Here is a 21,366-nt window from a genome sequence, read left to right on the forward strand (position 1 = left end):
CTTTGGCTATCTATATCGCAATTCCTTTAAGTTAAGCTCGAAATCTTTTATAGAGAGGTTGCAATACAAAGTCTATACATACTTACAATCAATACCAAAAATACTTATTTCAAGCTTATCTGCTTATATGGTTTTAACGAAAATAATTTTTTATTTTGTCTAAAGGAAGCAATAAAAAATCATTTTTTAAAGAAACTAATGAATAGTTTTTGAGCCTTAACAGTTTCTTTTTGCAGTGAAAATAGTAGTTGGCGATCGCTATTTTGAATTGATTATGCTTTTTATTCTTGAATCCACTCTACCAAACAGTATATTTCTATTGTGGAAATCTGTAAAATCTCGAATCATCAAATTGTCAGAACCTCACTAATGAGATTCAAGAAAAACTTACAATTAATTGTAACGTGCTTTTTATCTTCAACAATTCTTTTCAAAGTTATCCTAGTTCAATTTTCTGCGATCGCCTTAGAATTTAACGATCGTAACAATATAGCTTTGAATGCAGAAAATAAGATTACTAGTGATAACAGGTTATTAAAATCGGACAACCTAGATGCTTCAAAAAATAAAATAATATTAATACAAAATTTAAAGAAGGCGAACTCTAGCTTACATAAAAATAAACAACTCTCCAAATTAGTTCCTATTGACTTACTCGCGGAAAAGGATGCAAGTCTTAGCGATCGGAGTTTGCTAAATTCAGATAAAGTAGATAATCCTGAAAGCAAAGCCCTCTTAAAAGAAACTTTAAAAGATACTAACTCTGACTTACAGAAAACTAAACGGTTATCAGAATTTACTAGAGCTGATGTTATTCCAATTGAGGTAATCGCGGCAAATAATGCAAATCTTAGCGATCGGAGTTTGCTAAATTCAGATAAAGTAGATAGTCCTGAAAGCAAAGCCCTATTAAAAGAAACTTTAAAAGATGCTAACTCTAACTTACAGAAAACTAAACGGTTATCCGAATTTACTAAAGCTAATTTTATCCCAATTGAGGTAATCGCGGCAAATAATACAAATCTTAGCGATCGGAGTTTGCTAAATTCAGATACAGGAGATAATCTTCAAAGCAAAGCCCTCTTAAAAGAAACTTTAAAAGATGCTAACTCTGACTTGCACAAAACCAAACAGTTATCCGAATTCACTATAGCTGATGTTATCCCAATTGAAGAGTATAAAGTAGAACCTCCCAAGCCACCTGATGAAGGTGAAGAACAGACTAAGCCTCATACAACTAAACCGAATGTACCACCACAACAAATACTAATAGAAAAGCTACGGCGTTCAAAAAAGCAACAACAAGCACAACAACAAAAAATAATTATTGATGCTCTGACATTTAGTGCCAATAAGTATCCTTGGATTGTTAATCCTACAGATAATCTTACTTTTTCCACAGAATTATTTAAGCCAAATGAGAATGAAAGTTATATAGATACGGATATAAGTTTAAAATTTTCTGGAGACAATCAGATTATTAATAAGTTTACTTATGCTAAATTTCCCAAAGCTGACCAGTTTTACTGGGTTCTTGATAACAATAGAATAGTAGTTGAAACTAAAGGCTCCCAAATTGGCATTCTGTCTCAGGGAAGAGAAACTAATACTTATATTACCCAAAATGTTACCTCACAACAGGCATTTTGGGGATTACAAACTCTATTCGCTATACCTACAGATTTTCAGAATTTATTTGGAACCGTTGATGATCAGAATTTTTCTATAACCTCAATAGCCGGACAATTGGTCAATCCTGAAGGGGTACCTGCCGGTAGAGTTACTATTAATAGTGGAATTAACGAAAACAATCCTAATGTCACAGTTCTAAGAAATCCTATTCTAGCTATTGGTAGTGGCTCTACTTTGAGTGTTGATGGTGGACAAGCTTTATTTCAAGCTTTAGATGCAATCAATGCTCCCAAAATTTTGCAAGGCTTTCCAACGACGAACATACAGCCTTTATTAGATGGTGGAAATGTCAAACTCAGGATAGGCGAAATTATTCCTAATAGTGCCTTAGAAGCTACTGGTATCTCCTGGGGAAATATATTGACGGGAGAAGGTTTTGGTTTTACTGCTCCTGTTTCTTCTTTACCAGGTATTAAGGTTGCTCAACTTGGCAAATTTGATAACTTTGACTTGTTAAATGTAGCAGTCAATCCTTTTCTCTCTCAATCTGAGAAAGATTTTCATTATCTTAACTCTTTACAGTGGGTATCTTTAGGGAGAAGACAACCTGTATTTGAGACACTATCCCAAACTCAAGAAAGTTCAGATTGGCATAGATTGTATGTGAGTCGTCCTCATAATCGCAGCTTAATTCAATACGATCCAGTTGCCATTAAAGCTACTTATTCTAATATTTTTTCTGCCCCAGGGTTATCTCTGACAGCTAAATTCAGCGATACTAGCCTTGATGCTATTCAATCAGTAAATTCTACATTAGGTTTACTATTAGGTGAAGTTTTTGAAGCTATTAAAATTGATAATATTCAACAAGGTTTACACGAAGCTAGAGAAAAGTTAAAAAATGGTGAAGATTTTACTTCTTTAAATACAACTGCTACATCTGAACAAAGAAGACAAATCAATAATAGGTTGAATCGCACTTTATCTTATGCCAATGCATCGAGTGGACTAGAGCAGGTATCTGGAACTTACACATTTCCTAGTCAAGTAACTCCTAAGAACTCTAGTATCTTGCAAATAAGAACGGGAAACCACAAACGAGCAGTTCAGTTTCTTGAAAGAGATATTTCTATTTTAAATGAAGGTAATACATTCTTTTCCGATCTCAAGCTCTCTAATGAAAAATTTGGACCTTTGACTTACATTGGTATTCCGATTCCTTTAAATGATACTTCCATTGATCCTGTTAACGAATCTTCTGCTGCCGAAGTAATTTTGACAAACGCTCAAGGACAACAATTTGTAGAAAAATTTAATTCAGCAGATTCGACCATAGTACCGATACAGGTGCGAGCAGCCGATTTAGCATTTGATTATATGGAACTCACTAGAGTTGACAAAATAGGTGTTAGTTTTAATAACTTTAACGGTTATCTATCTTTGCCAACAGTTGAATTATTAGCAGCCGGTTCTTCTGGAAATTTTAACTATAGTGCCAATGCCGGAACATGGTTTAATATAGATGCTAACTCAGCACCAGGCGTTTCTAATAATAATTTAGGCATAGAAGAACCAACTTTAGGTTTTTACACTAATATACTTCTTAATTATATTAAAACTGATGTGCGGTTAAATTCGGCCAAAAAACCTGTCGCTATTAATACGCATGTACCATACTTGAGAGTTGATTGGAATAGTGCCTCTAATAGAAATAATCCTTTTTCCACTTATTTAAGTTATTTATATCAGCATCAAGAAAGAAATTTTGGTTTTTCTTTAGCTCCTGGTATAGCTTTTATTGAGAATAATAGCAATGGTGATTTTTTAGGTCTTTTTAATGGAGAATTTAGTACTAGTCATGGTTTGAACCTGAAGGCAAATTTAGAAATGGGTAAAGAGTATTTCTTTCAATTTCAGGGCTTACACCGAGTCAGCAAAAATATTTCTGCTGGTATTTATTTGAAAAATTATAGTATTAATAATCGCGGTTTGAGTAGCCGAGTTTCTGGCTTCAACTATGGAGTTATTCTGAGGCATAGTTTCCCAGATAATGGTGTGTTTATAGAAACACAAATTGGTACAGGTGAGAATGGATTTGACATAGAGCTTCAAGGTGGTTATCGATTTTGATATCATAGTAAAATATAGCCAACTTTTTTATAAGTCGGGGAGCTAAGGTTTTTAATTTGTCAATTCTGTTTAATCTAAACCACCTAAGCCATTATTACCAGTACCCGCTCGGATTATAGTTGTTAAATCTTCAACAGAAGTAGTATTTTTTAATAAATTCGCTGTTGTATTAATAAATGAACTTGGGTTAGAAAGTGTAGTAGTTTGAACTAATCCTGGAGTTATAGTCAGACTAGTTATGGTTTCGTTATTTCCACCTGCAATACCTCCATAGGTGGGAGAAATTGTTAAACCTCCGTTCAAGTAAGAGCCAGAAGGTAAAGTTACCTCGCCACTGACACTGAGAAAACTACCAGAAGGTCTAATAAGAGTAACAGCACCACGAGCAGTAGCTTGTTGTGCATTTGCTGGTGTACTTAAAAAGTTTCCTACATTTATTAAACCTAATAGGCAGATACTTCCCTGAAAAATTATAGATAATTTTTTCGATAAACTATTCATATTTTATAAACTCCTCATGTTCTTCGCTTTAGGGACTTCCAGATTTTGCTTGAAAATGCAAAATTAACCTCGACTTGCAAAAGTAGAGGCGGAATCTCTCTTTATCTTTTTTTATTACTCTCGTCAGATAAAAATATAGAATCCCTGATATGAGCGTTTTGTTAACGATGAACATTTTGAGGGTTGGTATTGTTACGTAAGCGCTCCATTCATTATTTTCTATGAGTTTCAGGGTTTATATTGATATCACTAAAGCTATGTAAAGGATTTATGAGGAGTCGCATGATAATTCTAGAACTTACGCAAAGCACAAAGGAAAAATGTAATCTTGATATCGGAGTTTGTAACAGAAGGTAGGAGGAACTATGTGTCTCTACGAAAGACCCCTACAACAAGATTCCCGACTTTTTTAAGAAGTCGGGAATCTGAGCCACAAAATAAATATAGGGAACAGATATAGCATTGCTATTTCTCCTCCCTACCATTTCTTAATTTATTCAACTGTTCTGTGAGTTGTTAAAAATTTTGTAAGTACTTACGATGCAAAAATTAAATCTACTCTAGACCGCCACCAGCACCAGCTGCTCTGACAAGGGCTGCTAAGTCTTCAACAGTTGTAAAAGTACCAGCAGCAATCTGTGCTGCAATAGCTGCTGAAATTGTGGTGGGAGGTGTGGTTGAAGATGTTCCAGGTGTTGGGGTTAATGTGAGGCCTGTGACAGTTTCTTGGTTTGTACCTTCACCAGCACCACCAACAACGACAACATCTAGTGCGGTAAAGTCTGTACCCGGAGCTGCAACCAACTCACCACTGACGCTGATAGAGGAACCTGATGGTCTAACTATTGTAACCGCACCCCGAGCAGAAGCTTGATCTGCACTTGCTGGTGCAGCCAGGATGTTACCAACGCCAACTAAACCTAATAAGCAGATGCCGCCTTTAACGATCGCAGAAATTTTCATAATTAACAAACTCTCGTGTTGTCTATCTTTGCGTTTTCAATATAACCATTACTTACTAGAAATATCTCAGCAACAATACTGAAATTTTTATAAATTTCATAGTCCCAAATAAAAAAACTAATACATTGATATCTTAGCCTTTATTTGAGTAATAGCAAGGAAAATCTCATAAATATAGAGTTTAAAAAAGCTTATATATACTTAATATCTGTATACAAATTGTTCTAATAGTTACTAAAATCTGAGATATTTAAATTACAATTCATAAAGCACTATAGGTAAGACTTTAGACTGCTCATAACACCATAATCCTATGTAAACACCACTTGAGAATTCGTCAGCAATTGTCATAAACGCCTATGTCATATCTTTGCTAAATCTTAGAGGTTGAATGAACAAGTGTTTTGCTGTGATTTTAGGCACTTTTAGATCCCCCCTAATCCACGCCAGTCGCTCCACTTGGGGAGACCTCTTGGCGTTAGCCTCTTTCTTTGGGAGAAGACCGCGCTGGCTCTCCTTAAAAAGGCTACCGTGTATACACAAGTCTGAAAATAGCTGAAGAACACAGGTTTATACCACCCTAACCCTCCTCTTATAAAGGCTACGGTGTACACACAAGTCTTTGAGAGTGGCATTATAAGCTTTTGATCCCCCCAACCCCCCTTAAAAAGGGGGGCAAAAATTTCTTAAAGTCCCCCAATTTATCGGGGAGCCACTGCGGTCTTGGGGTCTCCCCAAGTGGAGCATGTGGCGTGGATTTAGGGGGATCTCCAACAATTTTGAGTTTGTACAGAGATGTGCTTACACCGTAGCCAGAATATCGCCTTAGCTCAAGCGTATTGAGTTATGGATTGGGCAGAGTGAATTCTCTGGAAAATACGCTAGGTGATAGTGCAAAACACTCACTCGCTAGAGGCGATGTCTACAACAGGCTGTTGGGTTCGCAAAACCCCCACAAATTTATTAGTAATGTTGGCTTTCGTGCCTACATCAGTTTATTTTTGAGTCTTTGACTGAAGTTATTTAAATACAAATAGATTTTTGATTAAGTATAATATTCGTTCCTTACCAGTAGAGAGGTGAAGAATCAATATATCCAAAAATTGCTTCAGCGTTCTGCTCAAGCACCCTTTAACTTAATATGTTTATTGTCCCCCAATTCAGTGGGCTACATCTCCCTGCCCTTAGGTCATTATGGCAAAATCTAAGAAAAGCGCTACCCCCATCAATCTCAGCGATCCACAATATTATCTTAACCGAGAGTTAAGCTGGTTAGAATTTAATGGCAGGGTGTTACATGAAGCCTGTGACGATCGCACGCCGCTTCTCGAACGCCTCAAGTTTTTAGCAATCTTCAACTCTAATTTAGATGAATTTTTCATGGTGCGGGTTGCTGGTTTAAAACAACAAGTAGAGGCGAAAGTCAGCCTGTTAACTCCCGATGGTCGGACACCACAACAACAGCTAGACGATATTAGGTCTACCCTGATTCCTCATGTAAAGAAAGAGCATCAACATTTTGAGGAAATACTTCGTCCATTATTAGCAAATCATGGCATCCATATTCTGGATTACATAGATTTGAATCAAAAACAGCGCACTCATCTAAATAGCTATTTTGAGGAACATATATTTCCAGTTTTGACTCCTTTGGCTGTTGACCCTAGTCATCCGTTTCCTTTTATTTCTAATCTCAGTCTGAATCTTGCTGTTGTAGTTAAAAACCCAGACACGGAAGAAGAATTCTTTGCCAGAGTTAAAGTCCCTAGCGTATTACCACGATTTTTACCGATTCCGCCTGAATTGGGAGATCAAAATAATGACAAACCTACCCACTGGACTGGAGTACCTTTAGAACAAGCGATCGCTCATAACTTGGAATCTCTATTTCCAGGGATGAACATTCAAGAATATCATCCGTTTCGCATTACCCGTGATAACGATTTGGTATTAGAAGAAGATGAAGCAGATGATTTGCTATTAGCGATTGAACAGGAATTGCGAAAACGGCGATTGGGTGGAAGTCCAGTCAGGCTGGAAATTCAATCCCAGACTCCTGAAATAGTGCGATCGCGATTATTGCACGATTTGGAATTAATAGAAAGCGATCTCTACGAAGTAGACGGTCTTTTGGGATTGCGAGATTTGATGTCTTTTATGGCCTTGCCATTGTCGGAACTCAAAGATCCACCACGCCAATCTGTTGTACCATTACGCCTGCAAAGGCTGAGGGAACCAAGTTTAGATCCAGATGCACTGGAGACAGACGAAGGAAAAGACTTTTTTGCTGTGATTCGAGAAAAGGATTTACTAGTACACCATCCCTATCAATCTTTTTCGGCGACAGTGGTCCGCTTTATTACCCATGCGGCCTACGACTCGGATGTGTTAGCTATCAAGATGACACTTTATCGGACTTCTGGCGACTCACCCATAGTCAACGCCTTAATTGCTGCCGCCGAAAATGGTAAGCAAGTATCCGTGTTGGTGGAATTAAAGGCGCGATTTGATGAAGAAAATAATATTTACTGGGCAAAACGACTAGAAAGAGTTGGAGTTCATGTAGTCTATGGTTTAGTGGGACTGAAAACCCACAGTAAAACCGTCATGGTAGTACGGCGCGAAAAAGACCGGATACGTCGCTATGTGCATATTGGCACTGGTAACTATAACCCCAAAACAGCACGACTGTATACAGATTTGGGATTATTTAGTTGCCGTGAAGAATTAGGTGCTGACATCACGGATCTATTTAATTTCTTGACAGGATACTCACGACAAAAGTCTTATCGAGAGTTGCTGGTTGCACCGGTGAACATGCGCGATCGCTTTTTAGCACTAATTCATCGAGAAATTGAAAACGTTCAAAATGGATTTTCTGGACGCATTGTTGCCAAAATGAATTCCCTAGTCGATCCAGAAATTATCGCCACTTTATATGAAGCTTCCCGCGCCGGAGTGCAAATCGACTTAATTATTAGGGGCGTTTGTTGTTTGCGTCCAGGACTCAAAGATATTAGTGAAAATATTCGCATCATTAGCATCGTCGGTCGCTTTTTGGAACACTCTCGGATTTATTATTTTCATAACAATACACAGGAGGAAATCTTTATCGGTAGTGCCGACTGGATGCGCCGCAACCTAGATCGCCGAGTAGAAGTAATCGCCCCAGTGAAAGACCCTGACATTGCGAAGGATTTACAAGAGATTATGGGAATTATGCTTGCAGATAATCGCCAAGCTTGGGAATTACAAGCCGATGGTAGCTACATTCAACGCCGTCCCTATGATGATTCTCCAGAAGCTAATTCACAAAAAATTCTCATGAATATGGTATTACGGTCAACTGGCCTAGCCTCAAACCTGATTGATTAAAGAACTAGTACGTTCTACCGTGACAACTAGCTCAACTTAGTTGCTTTTAGAAAACTTTAATTTTTTAAAAAGTTATCTAAGTTGTTTGTCATAGGTTTACGCAAGTTATTCAACCATTCGATAGATTCAGTGCTGGCACTTGTTCGGATAAAGTAGGGAGGTTATTCTGAATAAATTTGTCTTTCCCCTCGATGTTAATGTTATCCTGTGAGCTTCATACCTTGCGTGTTCTAGTAGTTGATGACCACGAGCTGACTCGTTTAACCTTACAATTAGTTTTTTCTTGCCAGGAAAATATTCAAGTAGTAGGTTTAGCCAGTAATGGTGAAGAAGCTATAGAAATGGTTAAACGCTGCCATCCTGACGTGATTGTTCTAGATTTACAGATGCCGATCATGGATGGCTGGAGTGCGTCTAGTCACATTAAAGCTATATCTCCGAACACCCAGATCCTTGCTTATTCCTCAGTGGAAGACGTAAATTTTCAGGGGCAAAAGACAATGTCTAGCTTTGATAATGTTTGCAAGAAAGATGTACCCACAAGCGAACTCATTGCCTTAGTTAGGCAGTTAGGTCAGCGTGCAGCAGATGGTTCGGTTGCAGGATAAATGATACAGCTATATTGCTTCGCCAACTCAGGCTTAGTTCAATTCTGGGGATTTAAGGACACAATAGTACTGAAGAGCGTCGCTATAACCTGAAGTTTAGGGTTAAATCGACGCTCTTTTTGATAATTTCTACTCTACCGAAATGGTGCGTCTAAATTCATCAATTAATTCATCCAGTTCTTCTAAAGCCTGATTTACGTCAACCCTCAAAGTTCCCAGATTTGGTTGCTCCAGTAGGCCTAACAGGTAATCGCGTTTACTTTGAACTGCGACAATCCGTTCTTTTATAGTCTGTAAATCCATTATTTTTTCCCGATCTTTAAACTACCTTTAAGTTTTAAGTTAACTTAAAACCAAGCATTCTGGGATGTTTAAGTAGGTCAACCTCATAAAGCATTAAACGCTCAAGAGATAGATCCGAGGATATGGCTTTTTATTTATACCACCCACTTGGTGGCTTAAGCTAATAATTTTCCCTAATTTGTTACTCATAGCCGATGATAATAAAACTGATACCTTTTCACAAAATTACTGCTATAGGTACGTTGGTGTTAGCGTACTGCTGTCTATTTGTCAACTTAAACTAGAACTTCTCTAAAACCTTGTTTCAGGTAGAGGCTAGGCATTCCCTAGTCAGAGACTCTTGGGGAGACAATCTTTAAAAGCTTCTTAGAGACTGGCTTTTACCTTGAGTTGACAATAATGACAGATATACGCCCCTACAGCCGATTTATTTGTTACCAAGATTTTTGGAAATTGTATTGAGGGTATTCAGAATTTATTTTAATTTAAGCTCATGCTACGCAAAATCTCTTTGGGAACACTCGGTTTAACTATCGGCGGTATATTAACCATCATTGGCTTTGTCGCCTATGCTGGTAATAATGCCACGCTCAATCTTGTCGGATTTTTTTACGGGATTCCTCTATTGTTGGGAGGGCTGGCACTGAAAGCTAATGAACTCAAGCCAGTTCCCTTTACCCAAACTACATCACCGTCAGCATTAATGTTGCGCGAACAGCAAGCAACTGATACTCAAAATAAAATTCGCAAAGATATCACCCGATATTGTTACGGTCAAGATGCTCATTTAGATACAACACTTTCTTTTCTAGGTTTGAGTCCCACAGACCAGGAACGACCAACAGTCATAGGGTTACAAGAAAAAGAAATCAATGGTAACTATGCCCTAATTTTAGAATTTGATTCACCACTAATACCAATTGATGAGTGGCAAAAAAAGCAGGAAAAAATGACCAAATATTTTGGCCCTGGATTGGAAATTCAAATAACGCAGCCATCAGAAAATACTATTGAGCTAGCGCTGATTAATACTCCAAAAGAGTCGCTAGTAAGTAGTCAATAGTCAAAGACAAACCGCGATCGCTTTGGTAGCAGCAATACCGCCTTTGTTCTTGGTATGATGCAGCAATAACAAACCCTCAAACGTGGAAATTATCATATCACTTCACGGTGCTTGAGGGTTCATATTGAGTTAAAACGAGCGCGGCAGGGTTCGAACCTGCGACCAACGGATTAGAAATCCGTGGCTCTATCCACTGAGCTACGCGCCCAACATAAAATGATGGCTCCCAAAAGAGTCATCCAAAATATTATATCCTCTTCACCTACCAAGAAGCAATCGAAAATTGCAGATTTCCTGCTAGCAAGGCTAAGATGCTAGTCGCTAGCTAGCTAATTTACACTAAAAACGAAACAGATGGAGTATTGGTTTAGATATATTGAGTTGTCAAGGGGTTATTTGCCTGTTAACGCTAACCTCCTCTGGGCGACTACCTTCGGGAAGGATCTAGCGATCGCTAGGTCCATTCCTTCAGTATGCTAGGTAATTTCAGCCTTGGCGATACTGCCAAATGCCATTATATATTCCATATTAAGAGTGCCCCTGTGAGGAGTTATTTGCTAGTGCCATGTTTATTCTCAAACGGCAGGATGTTGAAATATCAAGCATTCAGCACCCAAAAAAGGATCAGCAGGTGCCGATCCTTAATTATCAAGGGCAAACTTTTCGCTTGATTAGTGTTTTCAAAGCTAGTCAAGAAGAAGAAGCTAGAGCCTTATGGAGAGAATTAACGGATAACCGGGGTAAAGCCTGTGTTTTGCTGGAGGAACCGGAACGTTTTAGCGTCTGGGGTAAAATCCGTTTAGAGCAGCTGGATGGTGATACAGGTGGTCATGGCAAAACGGTGATTTTAATCCAAGCCAGTATTTTGCTGTTACAGGGTGTTTCTATCGACATTGAAGAGTTTTTAGGTGCTAGGCAAGCTGCATTATTTGAAAAAGATATTGCGGAGGTCTTAAAGCAGAAGCAATTTCCTCAAGTATCTTCTCTAGAAGCAGTTAAATATTTGGTATCTACTAATCCTTTGCCGACAGCCAAAATACCTGATTGGCAAGAAAATCATGTAGTTATCTTGTTACAAGAACTGCATCGATTAGGAAAGGCGTATTTTGGCAATGCTAATTTTACCAAACAAGTGATTTATAAGCTAGAAGATATGTCAGAAGCCGAGCGATCGCTGTTTATCACTTGGCTAAATCAATCGCCACTGGGTAAACTGTGGCAGTAGTATGGAAATTTTTTAACAAAATTCCGGCTACTAGCACTTGCTTTTGGTGTCCGATTGTGTGTTACCTGGCAGATACACTGCTAGATATACAGTCCTTTAAATCAAAATACTGCTAGAGTGCATCTACACAAGTCTTGTCCTATGAATAACTCTTACGAGAATTCTTCCCTTTCTAAATCAATTTTCAATACTCAGAACATTGTTTTAGCTAATATTGGCTGGGCCGTACTGGCACTGCTATACTTTTTGTTGTTTAGTGCCAAAGTTCCTGGAGCTGATGGCATAGAAACCCGGGCCGAATGGTATGTGATTGGCACAAATATTTTTGAAGCTTTAGCTTATTTGGGTGCCAGTATCTTATGCTTGAGGAACTGGCTGAGTCCACAAATCGTCAGTGGGCGAAATGTTTGGCTCTTGATTGGCTTAGGTATGCTTTCCTATTTCGTTGGGGGGATAATTTTCGGATATACCGAAATAATTTTAAAAGATGAACCGGACGTGTCTGTAGGCGATATATTTTTTGTACTGAATTATCTATTTCTTGGCGCAGGCATGATTTTAGCTGTGGCTTCCAGGCGAATCAATCTGGAAAAATGGCAGTGGCTAATTGTGTTAGCAATTGCAGTATTCGGTAGTTTGTTGGCATGGTGGATTTCTATGCAGCAAGAAAGACCCTCAGAACTGCTAGTCGCTATTTTGAATTGGTTTTACATAGTTAGCGATGTCTTTCTGTTAATTATTGCTACCACTCTGCTGTTAGCCTTTTGGGGGGGAAGAGTTTCCCAGTCTTGGCGAATGATTGCAGCCGCGGCCTTTTCGCTTTACATTGCAGATATGTGGTTTAAATACGCCCAAGGCCCCAACTATCAAAGTGGGGAAATATTAGAAGTGTTTTGGGTATTTAGTGGAGTGTTATTTGGTATGGGCGCTGTCTTAGAATATGACGCATCACTAAGACGAACGCGCCGTACCAGTGGACGTAAACGAGCTTAGTAAAGATTTTTGGTATCTACCGTGAGAAAACTAACAGACTCTGACAAGCAAGAAATTCTTAAGTTATATCGAGAGACTGCCGAAACAACCTCAACTTTGGCAGAACGTTATGGTGTGAGTAATTCGACAATTAGTCGCCTGCTCAAAAGCACTTTGCCAGAAGATGAGTATGAATACTTAGTCTCCTTAAAGCGGGCTGCGAGAACTCCTGAAGGCAGGGCGCAGGTAAGCTACGAGCAGTTACCTCTACTGACTCAACCGGAACCGGAGATAGAAGTTCCACCCATCGAAAGCCCACCCTTGGAAGTGCCAAAAGTTGAGCCATTACCACGTCGCATAATTCATGTAGAGCAAGAACTTTTCTCAGAGGAAACGGCAGAGTCTCTCGCTGCGAGTCGCCGGGTGCGCCGTCGCCCCTCGGCGGCGGAAAAACCGAAGCTCAGAGTCACAGAGAAATTAGAAACTCCAGAGCAAAAGCCGCCAGAAATAGTCAGCATCTCTATCGCACCGCTAAAGAATGAACATCCAGCAGCGGCCATCATCGCGCACATGCTGGGCGATGATTTGCTAGACGAATCAGAAGATTTGGACGATTTAGAAGATGATGATTTAGAAGATGACGACTTTGAGGAAGAAGACTTCGATGATGATGACCTGGATGATGAAAGACCGTTAGTCACAAAAAGAAGACCAGGTGAAGCATCGGTTCAAGTTTTACCTCTGTCGATAGCCAATTTGCCGAAAACGTGCTATTTGGTAATTGACCGTTCTTCGGAATTAATTACCCGACCCCTCAAGGACTTTGGTGATTTAGGGCAAATTCCCAGTCTGGAAACCCAGCAGAGAACTCTGCCGGTGTTTGATAATCATCGCGTTGCAAAGCGCTTTTCTACCAAGCGCGATCGCGTGATAAAAGTTCCTGATAGTAAAATGCTTCATAAGGCTCGGACTCATCTCCAAGCTAAGGGCATTACGCGACTGTTAATTGATGGTCAGGTCTATTCCTTGTCTACGGTTTAAGATTGGGTATGGGGCATTGGGCATTGGTTATTCCCCTTGTGTTCCCAGTCCCCAGTCTCTAGTCCCTTCAACTATAGACAGCCCTTGAAAAACGCTCTGCCAAGTAGATAATGTCTTGTCTACGAGCAATTTGGTTCATCCATTTTTGAGGAATATTTTCCACCCCATAATAAATTCCTGCTAACCCACCGGTGACGGCGGCGGTTGTATCGGCATCTCCACCTAAGTTGACAGCTTTCAGCACTGCTTCCGAATAAGACGAGCTATTTAATAAACACCACAGGGACGATTCCAAGGTGTCAATCACATAGCCACCAGAATTAATCTCTTCAACTGGTAACTTGGCAATTTCACCACTAAAAATTCTGCCAAAATGCGGCTTCTCTAACAAAAATTCCCGCACAGAATATATTGTTTGGATATCTTGCAATGCTTGTAAATAAGCTGTTTGCGGGTCTGCCCCTTCTAAGAGCGCCACTGCAATACTAATATAAATGCCACAGGCCATTTGCGATCGCGCATGAGCATGGGTAATCGCTGAAACATCATGCACCCGCGCCAGCAATTCTCCTAAAGTTAAGTTTCTATGACAATAAGCCATTGGCAAGATTCTCATCAGCGAACCATTGCCATTACTATTTTCAACCTTACCTCCCGCCTGATGGGGAACAACTCCCTGTTTCAGGCGCATAATTGCTGTGTGGGTAGTTTGACCAATATCAAAGACATCGCCGCGAGGAGTCCAGTAAGCCTCCTTGTACCAGCGCCAGAAGGAATTGGCTATGGCATCCAACGAATACCCCCGACAAAGGCATTCTGCCAAGCAAAAGCTTAACGAACTATCATCTGACCAAGTTCCTGGTGGTTGATTCCATGTGCCATAACCCTGCATCGTTGTCACTGGAGATTTTACTCGTTCAGCACGGCTAGTAAACTCCACTGGCACACCCAACGCATCACCGACACATAAACCCATCAAACCAGACAACGTTTTTGCACCGGTTAGCATTATTCAATCTCCACAATAACTGCTCAAAATTAACTTTATAGATTCCCTCTATGGCTTGTTGCAACAGATGCTACAGCCGAGTTTTTCACAGAGGATGAAAAACTCGGCAACAAATTGTTAGCTGGGTATTTTATTTCCACTATTCTGATATAGTTTTAGTTCCAAATATTGTGCCAGTTTTCAAAGCGTCTATTTTTGGAACAAAGAATTCAGATAAAAAGACATTGAGTGTAATTATAACAGCTTATTTATTATTCTCAGAGATAGTTAAGATGTAAGTTTTATACATCAATAGCAATATTCATTTAATAAAATATGGGAAACATTTGGAACATTCTCACCCGATTATCGACTGGGAATATACAAGTAAAAAATACGAATTTTGGTAAAAACTATGAAACGCTTACTCAAGTCTTTCATCACAATTTCTGCATTGTCTTCCTTAATAGTTGCTCCTTTTGTTCTATCAGCTGGTCAAGCTTCTGCTGAAACCAAAAAGGGTACTGACGCTAGTTATATTGGTGCCGGTGTTGCAGCTGGGGTTACGAGCGGCGGGCAAGGTATCAACAATGCTGCTACATTTGGTGGCAATGTCACAGGCCGCGCAAAATTAGGAAATACGCCATTTTCTGCACGCGGGAATGTTCTTTGGAGTGATAAGACAAGTGCTATCATCCCAGAACTTTCTGTGGATGTACCTATTGCTAATAGAACTAATGCCTATTTAACTGGTGGTTATTCTTTTGTAGAAAAAGATGGCTCACCAACCCCTATAGGTAACAGAGATTCAGTAGTAGTAGGTGCTGGTGTTGAATCAGAAGTTGCTAACAATTTCCTCGTCTACACTAACGCTAAAGTCGGACTTGGTGCTTACCAAAATAGCGATGCTTCTGCTGTCACCATAAATGGTGGTCTTGGCTATCGCTTTAAATAAAAGATTATTGAGTCCTCAGTTACTCTATACTTTACTTAAGTACGCAGGACTTAGCACTAAAAACTCACTACTCCCAAAAGCTGGTTTTGTTAAGTGTTACATCACTCACAAAGCCAGCTTTTGCCGTGGTAAAATTAAATTATTCCTCATTATTCCGGCCGGATTACCGGGGATCAAGTAGCCGAAAGGTGCTGATTCGGTGTCTACGTAATGCTTTATTGAGAATACTATACAAGTCTAATGGTTAAATCTGCTCCTTCCCCAATCGCTAGCCGTAAGCCTTCCAAAGTAGAAGGAATCAAGGAAAATAGTAATTTTTTGCGTGAACCTGTAGCAACTGAAATTCTTCAAGACACTAGCCATTTTACCGAAAATGCGGTGCAGCTTTTGAAGTATCACGGTTCTTACCAGCAGGATAACCGCGACAACCGCACCAAGGGACAGGAAAAAGATTACCAGTTTATGCTGCGGACAAAAAATCCAGGTGGTTTAGTACCGCCGCAGCTATATCTGGCTTTAGATAAAATCGCTGATGAGTATGGCAACCACACGTTACGCGCAACTACCCGTCAAGGTTTCCAACTGCACGGTATTTTAAAGAAGAATCTGAAGGCATCAATCGCCACAATTGTCAAGAATCTGGGTTCGACTTTGGGGGCTTGCGGCGACATCAACCGCAACGTGATGGCTCCACCAGTCCCCTTTAAAAATCGCCCAGAGTATCAGTATGCTTGGGAATATGCTCAGAATATTGCTGATTTGCTGTCAGCGCAGACAGGCGCTTATTACGAAATTTGGCTAGATGGGGAAAAGGCAATTAGTGCTGAAGAAGACCCAGAGGTTAAGGCAGCCCGACAACGTAATGGGAATGGCACAATTATTCATGACAACGAAGAACCAATTTATGGCACGTATTATATGCCTCGCAAGTTCAAAATTTGCGTGACTGTGCCAGGGGATAATTCGGTGGATTTGTATTCTCAAGACCTGACTTTGGTCGTAATGACCAATAAAAAGAAACAATTAGAAGGATTTAATATTTTTGCTGGTGGTGGCTTAGGGCGGACACACGGTAAAGAAGAAACTTTTGCTAGGTTAGCAGACCCCATCGGTTATGTTACGAAAGATGACGTTTACGACATTGTGAAAGCGATTGTTGCTACCCAGAGAGATTATGGCGATCGCACCGATCGTCGTCACGCCAGATTAAAATATCTAATCAACGATTGGGGTGTAGATAAATTCCGTACCCAAGTTGAAGAATATTTCGGTAAACCAGTCGAAGCCTTCAAACCACTGCCAGAGTTTAAATATTACGACTTCCTCGGCTGGAATGAACAAGGTGATGGCAAGCTATTTTTAGGAATTTCCATTGAAAATGGTCGAGTCAAAGATGAAGGTTCGTTTCAACTGAAAACCGCTTTGCGGGAAATTGTCGAGCAGTTCAACTTACACATCCGTCTGAGTGCCAACCACAACCTGATTTTTTACGATATTGAACCAGGTAGCAAGGAAGCTATTCAAGACATTCTTAGCCGTTACGGTGTCGGGGACGACCCCAGCAAAATAGAACCTTTAGTGCGGTATGCAATGGCTTGTCCGGCTTTGCCTACGTGTGGGTTGGCGATTACAGAATCAGAACGGGCAATACCGGGGATTTTGGAACGGGTTCGCGCTCTTTTAGATAAAGTTGGTTTACAAAATGAACATTTTGTGGTAAGGATGACCGGATGCCCTAACGGTTGCGCTCGTCCCTACTTAGCAGAATTGGGCTTTGTGGGTAGCGCTCCAGAATCTTACCAATTATGGTTAGGGGGTTCGCCAAATCAGACTCGACTGGCGCAACCTTACACAGAAAAGCTGCACCATAATGATTTAGACACCTTCCTAGAGCCGATTTTTGTTTACTTTAAGAAATCTCGGAAATCTAAGGAAAGCTTTGGTGATTTTTGCGATCGCGTTGGTTTTGATGCCATCCGTGAATTTAGCGCCACCTACGAACCCCAAGCAACCAATGGTGCAAACAAATCGCGCCATCGGGTAAACTTGAAAGAAGAGGTTTATAGCAAGTTGAAGGAAGTCGCCCTAAGCGAAGGTAAGCCGATGACTCAGTTGGTGACTGAAGCGTTAGAAACTTACTTCCAGAATCTTTCGTAAGGTGAATAAATAACCAAACCATAAATGGACACAGATGGATTTATTTGTGTCCATCTTTGATTTGATATTCTTGAAATTCCCAAATTCCATGTCTCAACTGCAAAGAATTGCGATCGCACCCTCCCAATTTCAACAAGGGCAAATTTTGCTCACCAAAGAACAGCAACATTACTTGGGGCGGGTGTTGCGCTTGCATGAAGGCGATCGCTTTATTGCAATGGATGGTAAAGGAAAATGGTGGTTAGCGCAGCTAGCAGGGGAACAAGCAGAGGTTTTAGAATCGCTTTTGGTGGAAACTGAATTATCTGTATCAATTACGTTGATGGTGGCGTTACCTAAAGGTAATGGATTTGATGAAGTTGTGCGGTGTTGTACAGAGTTGGGAGTAACTTGTATTGCACCAGTATTGAGCGATCGCACCTTACTTCATCCTAGTCCTCAAAAGCTCGAACGTTGGCGGCGCATCGCTGCGGAAGCCGCCGAACAATCAGAACGCTCTTTTGTACCAACAATTTTAGAGCCTGTTGCTTTTAATACGGGTCTGTCATTAGTCATTGGTCATCTGTCATTTGCAAACAGCCAGCAATATATCTGTGAAGCGCGTGGTGAGTTTCCCCATTTAAAAGATTGCTTACAGCCCGAAGGACAAATGACAAATGACAAAGGACAAATGACAATTATCATTGCTACCGGGCCAGAAGGGGGATGGACAACACAAGAAATTGAGAATGCGAAGTCAGCTGGATTTCAACCTGTTTCCCTTGGTCGCCGCATCCTAAGAGCAGTTACAGCCCCAGTAGTAGCATTATCGTTGATTACCGCAAGTTGTGAAGTATAAATGATTTATAGCTCACGCAAAAAATATTTTGCATGAGACATCACTCTAGCGCGTATTTATAAGTGATGATTGAGCAAGTTGCGATCGCCTTTGACCATAAAGATTATCAAACAGCTGCTAAATTACTCAAACAGCTGCTAAAAGAATCACCAGACAATCCTTGGGTGCGATTTTATCTTGGGCGGTTGCATGAAGTATCCAAAAAGTACCCGGATGCGGAAAAAGTTTACCGACAACTGCTGCGAGATACGACAAATATCAAAATAATAGACCTAGCACGTCAAGGCTTGCAACGACTACAAGAAATTGAGCTTGAAGAAAAACAAAGAGCCATTTCTCAGGCAAAATCTGAACCTAATAACACCGAACTTGGCGTATTAGTTTTAGAACCACTCAGTAACGAACTAAAAACAGAAGCATCTCGAAAATTCGCCCAGATTATGCAGCTAGACCCTTACACTGCAAGGCTATTACTGCCAAGTCGTGGCTGGAGGTTGTACCGCACTGGACAAGTGGGAGAACTAAAATTTTATGGCAAACAATTACAGCAGGCTGGCATTCCTTGCTTTTGGTCAACAATAGCTCAAATTCAGCAAATCCAAGTTTATCAAGTTAAGCATTTTCAAGAATCTACTCCACAAGCTACTGTTGTTTGCCGTAATGACACAAATCAACTCGGTTCTCTCACCTTTGACTGGTCAGAAGTCACAGCAAAAGTAGTGGGATTATTACCCATTTTTGAACAAGTTGTAGATATTGATTCCCGCCGGAAATTAGAATGGAAAACTCAAACACAAGACTATGCTCAGTTTTGCGATTTACATATACCAGGTAGGCGTTGTATTCTTCGATTTGATGATAATGGCTATGAATTCCAGCAAGGTTTAGAAACTATTCCCCAAGCTAACCAAAATACAATCAGAATTAATTGGAATAATTTATCAAGTTGGATTGAACAGCAAATACCTCAAGTTAAAACTTGGTCAGATTTCACGTCATTTGCAGATACAACATTAGATCAAACAGAAATGCTGAGTAATATCAAGTCTCATGTTCATTTATTTCGCAGGGAACAGAGTAATTGGGACTCAGCTTTTCATTTATATAGTGGGCTGGTGTTTGTTAAATAATTGGGAATTGGGAATTGGGAATTGGAAATTGGGAATTATGTTACCTATTACCTACCTTCAGAAGTAAGCTCAATAAATCAAATAAGAGTGCATCAAATCTATGAATATAGTAAGTGATAAAAATCAGCAAGTAGGGGGTTTATATGTTGAATCCCCTGAAGGAGAACAGCTAGTTTTTCCGCTCAAGCATGTATTTGGCAGTCCTCCGCCTGATGGTTCTCAATTACTAAGCTGTCGCGTCTACAAGTTGCCTCATAATCTTTTAGGTAAAACCTGTAAACCCTCTCCTCTGCCCCTCTGCTCCTCTGCTCCCCTGCTGTCTCAATGTGCAAATTAAAAACCACAACAGCTTATCACTCTCAATGCCATCAGCGCCAGCCTCAGCAGAAGCTCCAGATTTTCTGCGAAAAAGGCGATCGCCACCATCTCTAGTAGCAAAAGAAGTAGAACTCTCTTTGAGCTTTGATTCCGAGGAAATGGAACAAGATGAAATATCAGACGCAGCCATCAACCATCAGTTAGAGGTTATCAGCGTCACAGGCTTGGATCATATAGGAACTGCTAACCTAACCCAACATCTGTAACAACTAAAACTTGCCTTCCGGCTTCAATGGTGAAATCGTCTTTGAATTCACCGTCAGCAAAGGTCGGGTAGGACAAGTACTTTTGGATGAAAAAGCCTCAACCGTAAAAGATGCAGTTGTAGTGGAGAAAATTAAGCGATCGCTCCTACTTTGGAGAGTTCCTTCATCTACAACAGGCAAAGTTATCTTAACCTTGCACGTTCAATTTTAATCTATAGAGACCGTAAATCTACGGCCTCTATGAATTATTTAGACGGTTTAATCTGACGTGCCATGTCTAAGTAAGCACTCATATTTGCCCCTGGACGGCGACGACCATTAGAGCTAGTAACCGAAGGAGCAAGATATTTTGGCGCAAAGGTAGTTTCTTTTGGCTCCTCTTTCAGGACTTTGGCTGCTGCGGCTTTTGCATTTTTGCCGGGTTCAACTTTAAGACCCTCAGCAGTTTGAACTAGCGTAACATCAGCTGGTTTGGCATTTTTAGCTGATTTTGCTTTACCCTTCTGTGCGGCGGTTTTTGTTCCGTTCAACGAATCTGGCTTGGATTGAGTTGGTGCTTCTGATGTAATTGCTGCCGTTACTTTCTTCGCATTCGATGTAACTGTCTCTGCTACTTTCTTCGCGTTCGATGCTACTTCTTTAGCAGCATCTTTGGCAGCATCTTTAGCTTCATCCAATTCTAAGAAGTAGCCGTTGCTTTTCTTCTTTCCTGGTAACAGCCCAGTTATGAAACCGAGAATACCTGAAATTAACTTTTTGATAAAATCCATTACAATTACTCCTGCCTGTTATATTTTGGAACTCGACCGTAATTGTTAAAAATTACGAAAAAATGTAACATTTTCTGCTTTGCGTCACCTCATTCTGGTGACAACCCTTATAGGTTTATGCTTAATCAACA

At 40.2% G+C, this 21,366-nt stretch carries 18 protein-coding genes and 1 tRNA gene; 13 read left to right on the forward strand and 6 right to left on the reverse strand.

The window, feature by feature from the left end:
- Window positions 1–369 precede the first annotated feature (369 nt).
- Entirely contained in the window at window positions 370–3,762 is a 3,393-nt protein-coding gene (locus V7K42_RS20930) for a hypothetical protein (RefSeq protein ID WP_334919268.1), read from the forward strand.
- Window positions 3,763–3,831: 69 nt separating this feature from the next.
- On the opposite strand, the gene V7K42_RS20935 is transcribed toward V7K42_RS20930, so the two are convergent.
- Together V7K42_RS20935 and V7K42_RS20940 are read right to left on the reverse strand one after the other, a co-directional pair.
- Window positions 3,832–4,263, reverse strand: a complete 432-nt coding sequence (locus tag V7K42_RS20935) for a hypothetical protein (RefSeq protein WP_334919269.1) — start codon at window positions 4,261–4,263, stop codon at window positions 3,832–3,834.
- A 555-nt stretch (window positions 4,264–4,818) separates the two neighbouring features.
- On the reverse strand, window positions 4,819–5,226 hold the full coding sequence (locus tag V7K42_RS20940) for a hypothetical protein (protein ID WP_334919270.1): 408 nt from the start codon (window positions 5,224–5,226) through the stop codon (window positions 4,819–4,821).
- A 1,194-nt stretch (window positions 5,227–6,420) separates the two neighbouring features.
- Between V7K42_RS20940 and ppk1 the strand changes: the two genes are divergently transcribed.
- Both ppk1 and V7K42_RS20950 read left to right on the forward strand, forming a co-directional pair.
- On the forward strand, window positions 6,421–8,601 hold the full coding sequence (ppk1, locus tag V7K42_RS20945; protein WP_334919271.1) for a polyphosphate kinase 1: 2,181 nt from the start codon (window positions 6,421–6,423) through the stop codon (window positions 8,599–8,601).
- A gap of 191 nt (window positions 8,602–8,792) precedes the next feature.
- Window positions 8,793–9,209 carry a response regulator gene (locus V7K42_RS20950; RefSeq protein ID WP_334919272.1) on the forward strand — a complete coding sequence of 139 codons (417 nt, stop codon included), beginning with the start codon at window positions 8,793–8,795 and terminating at the stop codon, window positions 9,207–9,209.
- Between the two features lie 129 nt (window positions 9,210–9,338).
- Here V7K42_RS20950 and V7K42_RS20955 read toward each other — a convergent pair whose 3' ends face one another.
- Window positions 9,339–9,512 (reverse strand): hypothetical protein, encoded by a 174-nt coding sequence (locus tag V7K42_RS20955; protein ID WP_334919273.1) that lies wholly within the window; start codon window positions 9,510–9,512, stop codon window positions 9,339–9,341.
- Between the two features lie 493 nt (window positions 9,513–10,005).
- On the opposite strand from V7K42_RS20955, the gene V7K42_RS20960 reads away from it, so the two are divergent.
- Window positions 10,006–10,575 (forward strand): DUF2854 domain-containing protein, encoded by a 570-nt coding sequence (locus V7K42_RS20960; RefSeq protein ID WP_334919274.1) that lies wholly within the window; start codon window positions 10,006–10,008, stop codon window positions 10,573–10,575.
- A 135-nt stretch (window positions 10,576–10,710) separates the two neighbouring features.
- Here the strand turns inward: V7K42_RS20960 and V7K42_RS20965 are convergent.
- Window positions 10,711–10,783: transfer RNA gene (locus V7K42_RS20965), tRNA-Arg, on the reverse strand.
- A 357-nt stretch (window positions 10,784–11,140) separates the two neighbouring features.
- On the opposite strand from V7K42_RS20965, the gene V7K42_RS20970 reads away from it, so the two are divergent.
- The 3 genes from V7K42_RS20970 (at window position 11,141) to V7K42_RS20980 (ending at window position 13,813) form a co-directional block, all read left to right on the forward strand.
- Window positions 11,141–11,800, forward strand: a complete 660-nt coding sequence (locus V7K42_RS20970; protein WP_334919275.1) for an Npun_F0813 family protein — start codon at window positions 11,141–11,143, stop codon at window positions 11,798–11,800.
- Window positions 11,801–11,941: 141 nt separating this feature from the next.
- Window positions 11,942–12,793, forward strand: a complete 852-nt coding sequence (locus V7K42_RS20975) for a hypothetical protein (RefSeq protein ID WP_094343692.1) — start codon at window positions 11,942–11,944, stop codon at window positions 12,791–12,793.
- A gap of 21 nt (window positions 12,794–12,814) precedes the next feature.
- Window positions 12,815–13,813: a transposase gene (locus V7K42_RS20980; RefSeq protein WP_334919276.1), complete on the forward strand. Its 999-nt coding sequence runs from the start codon at window positions 12,815–12,817 to the stop codon at window positions 13,811–13,813.
- Between the two features lie 67 nt (window positions 13,814–13,880).
- Here V7K42_RS20980 and V7K42_RS20985 read toward each other — a convergent pair whose 3' ends face one another.
- Entirely contained in the window at window positions 13,881–14,822 is a 942-nt protein-coding gene (locus V7K42_RS20985; protein WP_334919277.1) for an ADP-ribosylglycohydrolase family protein, read from the reverse strand.
- A 394-nt stretch (window positions 14,823–15,216) separates the two neighbouring features.
- On the opposite strand from V7K42_RS20985, the gene V7K42_RS20990 reads away from it, so the two are divergent.
- From V7K42_RS20990 to V7K42_RS21015, 6 genes are all read left to right on the forward strand, one after another.
- Window positions 15,217–15,756 (forward strand): outer membrane beta-barrel protein, encoded by a 540-nt coding sequence (locus tag V7K42_RS20990; protein ID WP_094340078.1) that lies wholly within the window; start codon window positions 15,217–15,219, stop codon window positions 15,754–15,756.
- A 240-nt stretch (window positions 15,757–15,996) separates the two neighbouring features.
- The gene (gene sir, locus V7K42_RS20995; protein ID WP_334919278.1) at window positions 15,997–17,913 is read left to right on the forward strand and encodes a sulfite reductase, ferredoxin dependent; all 1,917 of its coding nucleotides are present in this window, start codon (window positions 15,997–15,999) and stop codon (window positions 17,911–17,913) included.
- A gap of 88 nt (window positions 17,914–18,001) precedes the next feature.
- Window positions 18,002–18,751: a 16S rRNA (uracil(1498)-N(3))-methyltransferase gene (locus V7K42_RS21000; RefSeq protein WP_334919279.1), complete on the forward strand. Its 750-nt coding sequence runs from the start codon at window positions 18,002–18,004 to the stop codon at window positions 18,749–18,751.
- Between the two features lie 65 nt (window positions 18,752–18,816).
- Window positions 18,817–19,881 (forward strand): tetratricopeptide repeat protein, encoded by a 1,065-nt coding sequence (locus V7K42_RS21005; RefSeq protein WP_334919280.1) that lies wholly within the window; start codon window positions 18,817–18,819, stop codon window positions 19,879–19,881.
- Window positions 19,882–20,243: 362 nt separating this feature from the next.
- Entirely contained in the window at window positions 20,244–20,465 is a 222-nt protein-coding gene (locus V7K42_RS21010) for a hypothetical protein (RefSeq protein ID WP_334919281.1), read from the forward strand.
- 10 nt (window positions 20,466–20,475) lie between these two features.
- The gene (locus V7K42_RS21015) at window positions 20,476–20,676 is read left to right on the forward strand and encodes an after-VIT domain-containing protein (RefSeq protein WP_334919282.1); all 201 of its coding nucleotides are present in this window, start codon (window positions 20,476–20,478) and stop codon (window positions 20,674–20,676) included.
- Between the two features lie 34 nt (window positions 20,677–20,710).
- On the opposite strand, the gene V7K42_RS21020 is transcribed toward V7K42_RS21015, so the two are convergent.
- On the reverse strand, window positions 20,711–21,235 hold the full coding sequence (locus tag V7K42_RS21020) for a hypothetical protein (protein WP_334919283.1): 525 nt from the start codon (window positions 21,233–21,235) through the stop codon (window positions 20,711–20,713).
- Window positions 21,236–21,366 lie beyond the last annotated feature (131 nt).

The organism is Nostoc sp. (assembly GCF_036917455.1).
Taxonomy (GTDB): Bacteria; Cyanobacteriota; Cyanobacteriia; order Cyanobacteriales; family Nostocaceae; genus Nostoc.

What these genes read in the sequence shown, in the direction of transcription:
- V7K42_RS20940 (WP_334919270.1), bottom strand. Translation starts at nt 5,226, where the DNA reads ATGAAAATTTCTGCGATCGTTAAAGGCGGCATCTGCTTATTAGGTTTA.
- V7K42_RS21000 (WP_334919279.1), top strand. Translation starts at nt 18,002, where the DNA reads ATGTCTCAACTGCAAAGAATTGCGATCGCACCCTCCCAATTTCAACAA.
- ppk1 (WP_334919271.1), top strand. Translation starts at nt 6,421, where the DNA reads ATGGCAAAATCTAAGAAAAGCGCTACCCCCATCAATCTCAGCGATCCA.
- V7K42_RS20955 (WP_334919273.1), bottom strand. Translation starts at nt 9,512, where the DNA reads ATGGATTTACAGACTATAAAAGAACGGATTGTCGCAGTTCAAAGTAAA.
- V7K42_RS20975 (WP_094343692.1), top strand. Translation starts at nt 11,942, where the DNA reads ATGAATAACTCTTACGAGAATTCTTCCCTTTCTAAATCAATTTTCAAT.
- V7K42_RS20935 (WP_334919269.1), bottom strand. Translation starts at nt 4,263, where the DNA reads ATGAATAGTTTATCGAAAAAATTATCTATAATTTTTCAGGGAAGTATC.
- V7K42_RS21005 (WP_334919280.1), top strand. Translation starts at nt 18,817, where the DNA reads ATGATTGAGCAAGTTGCGATCGCCTTTGACCATAAAGATTATCAAACA.
- V7K42_RS20950 (WP_334919272.1), top strand. Translation starts at nt 8,793, where the DNA reads ATGTTAATGTTATCCTGTGAGCTTCATACCTTGCGTGTTCTAGTAGTT.
- V7K42_RS20930 (WP_334919268.1), top strand. Translation starts at nt 370, where the DNA reads ATGAGATTCAAGAAAAACTTACAATTAATTGTAACGTGCTTTTTATCT.
- V7K42_RS20960 (WP_334919274.1), top strand. Translation starts at nt 10,006, where the DNA reads ATGCTACGCAAAATCTCTTTGGGAACACTCGGTTTAACTATCGGCGGT.
- V7K42_RS21020 (WP_334919283.1), bottom strand. Translation starts at nt 21,235, where the DNA reads ATGGATTTTATCAAAAAGTTAATTTCAGGTATTCTCGGTTTCATAACT.
- V7K42_RS20970 (WP_334919275.1), top strand. Translation starts at nt 11,141, where the DNA reads ATGTTTATTCTCAAACGGCAGGATGTTGAAATATCAAGCATTCAGCAC.
- sir (WP_334919278.1), top strand. Translation starts at nt 15,997, where the DNA reads ATGGTTAAATCTGCTCCTTCCCCAATCGCTAGCCGTAAGCCTTCCAAA.
- V7K42_RS21010 (WP_334919281.1), top strand. Translation starts at nt 20,244, where the DNA reads ATGCCATCAGCGCCAGCCTCAGCAGAAGCTCCAGATTTTCTGCGAAAA.
- V7K42_RS20985 (WP_334919277.1), bottom strand. Translation starts at nt 14,822, where the DNA reads ATGCTAACCGGTGCAAAAACGTTGTCTGGTTTGATGGGTTTATGTGTC.
- V7K42_RS20990 (WP_094340078.1), top strand. Translation starts at nt 15,217, where the DNA reads ATGAAACGCTTACTCAAGTCTTTCATCACAATTTCTGCATTGTCTTCC.